Here is a 7413-nt window from a genome sequence, read left to right as displayed (position 1 = left end):
TAAAGTTGTTTTGTAGATCAGATCAACAACATCAGCGCGAGTTCAAAAAAATCCCCCGAATTTACCGGGGGATTTGTGTAGAAGAGATAGGCTAAATAGCCCCTTTATCATCTTAAATCCCCCATATCAGTGACTCGCTATCACTTAGCAGATCACTAAATACTGCTTATTATGGACTGAAGAAGCGAGATTCTTGCTCGACCTCTATTTCTTCACCATTGATATGGGTTTTCACTTTTATCTCAATATTTGTCACTGAGCGACTAAGCTCCACCGGATCGACACCAACACTGATTGGTAATGTAAGCACTTCGCCACCAGCAATGGTCACTGAAGTAGGGCCATACCACTTATAGTTGTTTAGGCCTTCGACACTCATAGTGTATTCATGCGCTTCTTCAGTTTTGTTAAGAATTTTCAAGGTAAATGTATTTTCAATCATCCCTTGATTGTTTTCTCTATATAGCTGGTTACGATCACGAATAATATCCATCCGAACTGACGCTATCGTCGCGCTGGCATAGATGAAGACCAATACCATAGCGACCAATACCACACCGTATCCAACTAGTTTGGGGCGGAGTACTTTCTCTTTAACACCTTCGAGTTTATTTTCTGTGGTGTAGCTGATAAGACCTAGGGGATATCCCATACGTTCCATTGTTTGATCACAGGCATCGATGCAGGCACCACAGTTGATACATTCATACTGCAAACCATTACGAATATCGATTCCGGTCGGGCAGACCTGAACACAGAGATCGCAATCGATACAATCTCCTAAGCCGATTTCTTTAGGATCGGCTTTACGGGAGCGGGGACCTCGAGTTTCACCACGTTTAGTATCATAACCGACGATATAAGTGTTTTTATCGAACATCGCCGCTTGGAAACGCGCATAGGGGCACATATGGATGCACATGATTTCGCGCATCCATCCCGCATTACCGTAGGTGGCAAGTGTAAAGAACACGACCCAGAAGTAGATACCGCCAGAGGCATTAAGCGTAAAGACGTCAACATAGACTTCTCGACTTGGTACAAAATAGGACACAAAGGTCATTGCTGTGAGGAGTGAGAGCAAAATCCATGAAGTATGCTTTGCCGCTTTTCGCCAAATTTTATCGAAGCTCCAGGGCATTTGATCTAACTTAATGCGTTTATTGCGTGCACCTTCGAGTTTTTCCTCGAACCAAATGAACATAAAGGTCCATACTGTTTGGGGGCATGTGTAACCACACCAAACGCGACCAAGATAGGTGGTCACAAAAAACAGGGCAAAAGCAGCTATCATAAAGAGTGCTGCGAGTAAGGTGAGATCTTGGGGCCAGATAGTTAAACCAAAAACGTGAAACTTCTGTTCACCTAAATTAAACCATACGGCTTGTCGGTTTCCCCATGGGATCCAAGGCAGTATAAGAAAGAACAACATTGCGACCCACCCCATGCGGCGGCGCAAAGTGCTCCACAATCCGTCGATGGCTCGAACATAAATCCGGTTGCGAGGGTTAAAGCGATCGGCTTTACTCGCATCGGGTTGGTGAATCTTAATTCGATTGGTCTTCGAATAGTCCTTGTTATTAGATTCTGCGTTCATCGTGACAGCCTTTTACTGCTTTAATATTGGACGAAAACTGGCTTATTATACCCATATAATTAATGGTTATTCACTTATGTTGGACTAAAAGATGAAAGGTTGGATCATATTAGCGCTACTTTGTGGTGCATTATATTACTTATATACAGAAACAGACAAACTAGATGCACCTATAGCAAAGACTGAAGAGATAGTAAAAAAAATAGAGAACAAGGTCGACTCTATGACGGGCACTAACATCATTAAAATTGATCAAAAACTAGCAAAAGCCAGAAAAGATATCATTGAGCGCCTATCCGCCCCTGAACTTGAAGAATTTAACAAATTTCCGTTAACGCCAGACGCCATCGCTGACTTTAAAGAAACCTATTGCGGCGCTAAATCACCGGAACACCCTGTTTTCAGTCGGGACAATCGGCTTTACATTTGCGATAACCTCTAATCACTTTCCTCGGGGTAAAAGGGAATTTTGCCATATAACACTAAGCTTTGAGTTTAGGTGATTGACCTTATATATGATTCCACCTAGCCTTTGAGCCCCGACAGACATAGGCCGAGTACCATGACCCAACAAGTATCAGACATTTTTGATCCCGCACTGTGGGATGAAGTCAGCGGATTTAATTTTGACGACATCACCTACCACAGAGCCAAAGCCCACGGCACAGTGCGTATTGCCATCAATCGCCCCGAATGCCTTAACGCCTTCAGGCCCCAAACCGTCGATGAGCTTTACATTGCACTCGACCATGCACGCCAATGGTCCGATGTAGGCTGTGTATTACTCACAGGCAATGGCCCCTCTGCTAAGGGGCAATATTCGTTTTCCTCCGGCGGCGATCAACGTATCCGCGGCAAAGATGGCTATAAATATGAAGGCGCCGAAGAAGGTAAAGCCGATCAAGCCAGAATGGGCCGCTTACATATATTAGAAGTACAACGTCTGATCCGCTTTATGCCTAAGGTCGTCATCGCCGTTGTCCCTGGCTGGGCCGTTGGCGGCGGCCATAGTCTGCATGTCGTATGCGATTTGACCTTGGCCTCGAAAGAACACGCCATATTTAAGCAGACAGATCCCGATGTCGCGAGCTTCGACTCAGGTTATGGCAGCGCATATTTAGCCAAGATGATCGGCCAAAAACGTGCCCGCGAAATCTTCTTCTGTGGTTTTAACTACAGCGCAGATGAAGCCTTTGCCATGGGAATGGTCAATAAGTCCGTCCCCCATGCCGAGCTAGAAACCGAGGCATTAATGTGGGCCAAAGAGATTAACTCTAAATCACCTACGGCTATGCGTATGCTTAAATACGGCTTTAACATGACAGATGATGGCATGGTCGGTCAGCAATTATTCGCCGGTGAAGCGACGCGTTTAGCCTATGCCAGCGCCGAAGCACAGGAAGGGCGCGATGCCTTCCTCGAAAAACGCGATCAAGATTTTTCAGCCTTCCCTTGGCATTACTAACCTTTAAAACGACGTTAATTTACTGCTAATGCCCAACGCCCTCCAGAGTGAGGGCTTTATGTTTTTTACAACGGATAAATAACTTGAGATCGGTTGAACCAGCCATAACTGCAATAGCATTAAACTCCGTGTTAGTGATGTTCAGTTGTGGTTTATTGTCTTTCAATCGAGGCGATAAGCCCCGCAATCATATTGAGCATAAATCCATGCACGCTACGGAATGCAAAATCTGGCACCCCACTGTAAATAGCAAGGCTTAGTCTTCAACTAGACTAAACGAAGTTGTCAATGCTGGTGCATACTATGCCCTAGAAGAACTCAGATTAGTGTTGAAGACACTCACTATTACCATTGCTATAGCCGTGTTGTTCGGCGTGCGTTTTTATGTGGCGAAGATACCTATTCGAGGAAAAACTACGACCATCGCAGTGCTTGGGTCGAGTCACTACTGTTTGAACTCGAAGCCATTTTTGCTATTGATGTAGCGGCCTTTGCTGTGATATCCAATCATCTGCATATGGTGCTACGGGTCGATATCGACAGTGCCAATCGTTGGACTGACCGCGAAGTGCTTGAGCAATGGCATAAACTGTTGAAAGGCGATGAATTAACACATAAATTCGCTAAAGATGAGTTAGCTGAGGCCTATGAGGTCAACAGATTAAAGCATTCAATCGCCATTTATCGCAGCCGTTTATGTGATATTAGCTGGTTTATGCGCTGCCTTAATGAACCCATCACAAGGCAAGCAAATCAAGAAGATAACTGTACTGACAGGTTTTGGGAGGGGCGGTTTATCTAGTTTTCTTTTATAGAGAATCAAGCCTTACTCGATGAAGCCGCCGTGTTAGCCTGTATGGCCTACGTTGATTACTCTTTATTTAAAGAACGGCCCATCAGAGCCCAACTAGCTGATACGCCAGAACAATCCGGCCATACCAGTATCCAGCTACGCATTCGGGCCGCATTAAAAGGTGAACAATCCAAAAATCTATTGCCTTTTATCGGCAATGAACGTGATAACCAGCCCAATGGAATCACATTTGCGCTCAAGGATTATCTGGAATTAGTCGATGACACGGGGCGGCTCATCCGCAACGACAAACGTGGTGCCATCAGTGAAAATAGTGCCAAGTTACTAACAAGATTAAATATCCCCCATGACAATTGGCTTAAGCTCACCACCGAGTTTGGCAAGATATTTCATGGCCCAGTGGGCACGCTGCAAGAACTGACTGATTACTGCGAACACTTAGAAAAGCGACGACGGCACTTTGCAGCAAACTGTCAGCATTTTCATATCAACTGACAGCAGTCCAGTGTAATCATGCTAATCCTACCCATTCGTATAATGGGTAGGATTAGCATGTCTGAAATACGCCATTTTTGAATAAGTTAACTCGCTTGAGACTCCTTTTTCCCCTACAGCCACTTTTGATGACTCTCGTTAAGGCTACTTTAGCCACAGCTGCTTGAAGGCAAACATAAAGCGCATTATGTTTTTGATTTAAAATTGGCGGCCTTTGTTTTGCCTGTAATCACTTGTTTTTTTGTTTGTTTTTTTGTTTTCAACATTTGTTTTTCAGACAGCATAGCTGCTTTGGCCGGGCCAGCGATCAACACTCTGGTGCTTTACTTCTATAACGGGTCAGGAAACGTTTCGATACAGAGAAATAGAGCCTCAGTCTCCCTCATGAGTGGTACGTCCCTTCGTGAGAGAGCAACCGCCAATACAAGCGTTTATTCGAAGGTTCAAGAGCTGTGTCAACCGGCATAGGCTAACGTTGCACTCAGGAATTGAATTCACACTTACTTTTGAGCACGAGTAAACTCATTCATCAAGCTGTTATTGAACACTATGAAGATATCACCAATAATACTCCCTTAGTTCCCCCCCCCACGGAAGGCAATAATGGAAAATAGCAGAATAAAATGGATAGGTTTTGATCTGGATGGCACTTTAGTCAATACCGCAGGTGATATAGCCCATGCCGTCAATAATATGCTCAAGAGATTGGAGCTCAATTCGGTGACAGTGGGCCAAGTTGAAACCTGGATAGGCAATGGTATCGAGAAAACAACTGAACGCGCACTCACTCAAGTCAAAGCGCAGTACATAGATGTAAAACTGGCTACCGCCTACGTAATCGAGGAGTATAACCGGTGCGTAACAAATCAATCTCGACTTTATCCTAATGTTGTAGCCACACTGGAGAAGCTCAAAATCCTTGGCTTAAAGCTAGCCTTAGTCACCAATAAAGATAAACAACATACACTCGCAATCACAAGACATCTCAATATCTACCACTACTTTGACAGCATTGTCTGCAGTAATGATGATACTGGTCATAAAAAACCACATCCGGAACCACTATTGGCAGCACTCAGAACCATGGACGTAACGATCGATGAGGGCTGCTATGTGGGCGACTCTATCAATGATGTTAAAACGGCTCGCAATGCAGGTTGTAAAGTGATCACCGTTGACTATGGTTATAATCATGGCGTCCCTATTGCTTTGGCGGAACCGGATAGGATCATAGGGGATCTTGCCGAACTCCAATCAATATTCAGGGCTGGGTAAACTTGGCTCTTGCAGAGAATATTTTTAAATTGAGAGTTTCAAACAAGTTAGTCTCTAACAAGAGAATGAATACCAGGCAGAGTAACAGCAATACCTTGCCCGCGAGTAAAAAGTCAACGATACAGATAGTAGAAAGTACTTCACATACAATCAGAAATTTAATGAATCTGAGAACATGCACATCTTTCAACTTAGACATAATATAGCCACCAAGTGGGGCGCCAATGGCGACGACAGGCGCCGCAAAAAACCAGGTGGTTATTACACTCTGATTTTGCTCCAAATCATGCAGGAAAAATAACAATATACTGCCTATCATGGAGTTGCATGCCATAAAGCAGACGGTCGTTGGAATACTGTACTTAGCATTCATCCGTAGGCAATAAACCAGATAAAAAAACAGCAGCGTATCGGCCCCAGTTCCTAAATAAGCGGAAATTATTCCCCCACCCAAAGCAATAATATATGCCAGTCCTGTCATCTTGGGCCATTCATTACTAACAGATTGCTGACTCCTCACCAAGAGTAGAGAACAGAGCAACAACAGGATACTGAACAATACTTTAAGATATGGGCCATCCAAGTCGTAATTTAAACCAATGAGTAGCCCTAGGCCAGATAAAGGCAACAGTCTGGCAATCAACGGCCAGTTAATTGCGATACCGCGAGCAATAAAAAAGAGAGTGGCGAAACTCATCCCAACAGATTGGATCATCAATGAAAAAGTCTTGGCATCGCCAGTAGTAACACCGAGTACTTTAGTAAAAACGGGAAATGCCACGGCGCCACCGCCTAAGGGGGTGGCTCCAGCAACAAATGATCCTAACACCATGGTTAGGCTGGAAATCCAGTGGCTCGTCAACTCGGTCCAAGAGTAATATCGACCAAACACGACTCCCCACACCAGCATAAATACCAATAATACACAGGGATACAGACTCTTTCTCGACATAGTTTCAAACCACTCTCAAAGGGGTGCGTTAAAGGATATGGATGCGTTTCAGGGAACGGGATAACCCTTCTCCTCTGAAACGTCGTCGACCATGTAACAAGGCATTATTATCAACCAAGACATAATCTCCCTGATACCAAACATGGTCATAGAAGTGCTCCGAGTCGTAGCAGAGACCTATCAGTTGCCGCAGGAAATCTTCGTTCTCCACGCAGCTAAACCCTTCGACCACAGCCTCAACCGGATTCACTTCCATGTTATCTTCGTTATAGGGCTCGATGAAGCGTATGCGCCTCTTGCCCGTTGCCGGATGAGTACTGATCAGCGGGACTCGGATAGTACCACCATAGTGTGCTTTTTTTTCAGCATGATAACTGATCACCTTATCCTCCAGCCATGCAACCTGCTCACAGGGAAGCGCTTCGAGCAACTTCACTGTATTGAGAAAAGTCGTTTCTCCACCTCCTGCAACAGCACTGCTTTGCAGGCATTGAAAGAAATTATAACGGGGTACTGCGTTGGCGAAGGCACCATCCCAATGCAACTCAACCCGTCCTTGACTAAAAATATGATTCTGTGGCTGAGCCTGAATTTTCAGATCCAATACATGGCCGAAATCCCATTCGAGTAGGGGCCCCAGCTGCCGGGCGAATGCCGCCATCAACTCATCCTCTGAAGGTTCGAATCCCCTGAGGATAACCAGTCCATGATTCAATATCTCTTGCTCCAATAACTGTGGCGTCAGCTCATGGAGATAATTCTTGCCTATCTCTTCGGCATTGATAACGACACCCATACCATTGTTCATTACTCAG

6 protein-coding genes and 2 pseudogenes are annotated in these 7413 nt (G+C 44.8%); 4 read left to right on the top strand and 4 right to left on the bottom strand.

Going from position 1 to position 7413, the window contains the following annotated elements:
- Positions 1 to 169: 169 nt before the first annotated feature.
- Positions 170 to 1597 (bottom strand): cytochrome c oxidase accessory protein CcoG, encoded by a 1428-nt coding sequence (gene ccoG / locus COW15_RS11255; protein ID WP_293632652.1) that lies wholly within the window; start codon positions 1595 to 1597, stop codon positions 170 to 172.
- 91 nt (positions 1598 to 1688) lie between these two features.
- Between ccoG and COW15_RS11250 the strand changes: the two genes are divergently transcribed.
- Both COW15_RS11250 and COW15_RS11245 read left to right on the top strand, forming a co-directional pair.
- Positions 1689 to 2039 (top strand): hypothetical protein, encoded by a 351-nt coding sequence (locus COW15_RS11250; RefSeq protein WP_293632651.1) that lies wholly within the window; start codon positions 1689 to 1691, stop codon positions 2037 to 2039.
- 120 nt (positions 2040 to 2159) lie between these two features.
- The gene (locus COW15_RS11245; protein WP_293632650.1) at positions 2160 to 3062 is read left to right on the top strand and encodes a 1,4-dihydroxy-2-naphthoyl-CoA synthase; all 903 of its coding nucleotides are present in this window, start codon (positions 2160 to 2162) and stop codon (positions 3060 to 3062) included.
- A 100-nt stretch (positions 3063 to 3162) separates the two neighbouring features.
- Here the strand turns inward: COW15_RS11245 and COW15_RS11240 are convergent.
- A pseudogene (locus COW15_RS11240) lies at positions 3163 to 3280 on the bottom strand (IS982 family transposase); the annotation flags it as partial.
- Between the two features lie 80 nt (positions 3281 to 3360).
- On the opposite strand from COW15_RS11240, the pseudogene COW15_RS11235 reads away from it, so the two are divergent.
- Both COW15_RS11235 and COW15_RS11230 read left to right on the top strand, forming a co-directional pair.
- A pseudogene (locus tag COW15_RS11235) lies at positions 3361 to 4371 on the top strand (transposase).
- A gap of 603 nt (positions 4372 to 4974) precedes the next feature.
- Positions 4975 to 5646 carry an HAD family hydrolase gene (locus COW15_RS11230; RefSeq protein WP_293632649.1) on the top strand — a complete coding sequence of 224 codons (672 nt, stop codon included), beginning with the start codon at positions 4975 to 4977 and terminating at the stop codon, positions 5644 to 5646.
- Here COW15_RS11230 and COW15_RS11225 read toward each other — a convergent pair.
- Positions 5633 to 6598 (bottom strand): sulfite exporter TauE/SafE family protein, encoded by a 966-nt coding sequence (locus COW15_RS11225; RefSeq protein ID WP_293632648.1) that lies wholly within the window; start codon positions 6596 to 6598, stop codon positions 5633 to 5635. The two genes, COW15_RS11230 and COW15_RS11225, sit on opposite strands and share 14 nt — an antisense overlap.
- A 28-nt stretch (positions 6599 to 6626) precedes the next feature.
- The gene (locus tag COW15_RS11220) at positions 6627 to 7406 is read right to left on the bottom strand and encodes a TauD/TfdA family dioxygenase (RefSeq protein WP_293632647.1); all 780 of its coding nucleotides are present in this window, start codon (positions 7404 to 7406) and stop codon (positions 6627 to 6629) included.
- Between the last annotated feature and the right edge of the window lie 7 nt (positions 7407 to 7413).

It is taken from the genome of Shewanella sp. CG12_big_fil_rev_8_21_14_0_65_47_15 (assembly GCF_002783505.1).
GTDB lineage: Bacteria > Pseudomonadota > Gammaproteobacteria > Enterobacterales > Shewanellaceae > Shewanella.
This window is presented reverse-complemented; position numbering and strand designations above follow the sequence as displayed.

Excerpts from the sequence above, each read along its gene's own strand:
- COW15_RS11220 (WP_293632647.1), bottom strand. The coding sequence starts at position 7,406 with ATGAACAATGGTATGGGTGTCGTTATCAATGCCGAAGAGATAGGCAAG.
- COW15_RS11230 (WP_293632649.1), top strand. The coding sequence starts at position 4,975 with ATGGAAAATAGCAGAATAAAATGGATAGGTTTTGATCTGGATGGCACT.
- ccoG (WP_293632652.1), bottom strand. The coding sequence starts at position 1,597 with ATGAACGCAGAATCTAATAACAAGGACTATTCGAAGACCAATCGAATT.
- COW15_RS11250 (WP_293632651.1), top strand. The coding sequence starts at position 1,689 with ATGAAAGGTTGGATCATATTAGCGCTACTTTGTGGTGCATTATATTAC.
- COW15_RS11225 (WP_293632648.1), bottom strand. The coding sequence starts at position 6,598 with ATGTCGAGAAAGAGTCTGTATCCCTGTGTATTATTGGTATTTATGCTG.
- COW15_RS11245 (WP_293632650.1), top strand. The coding sequence starts at position 2,160 with ATGACCCAACAAGTATCAGACATTTTTGATCCCGCACTGTGGGATGAA.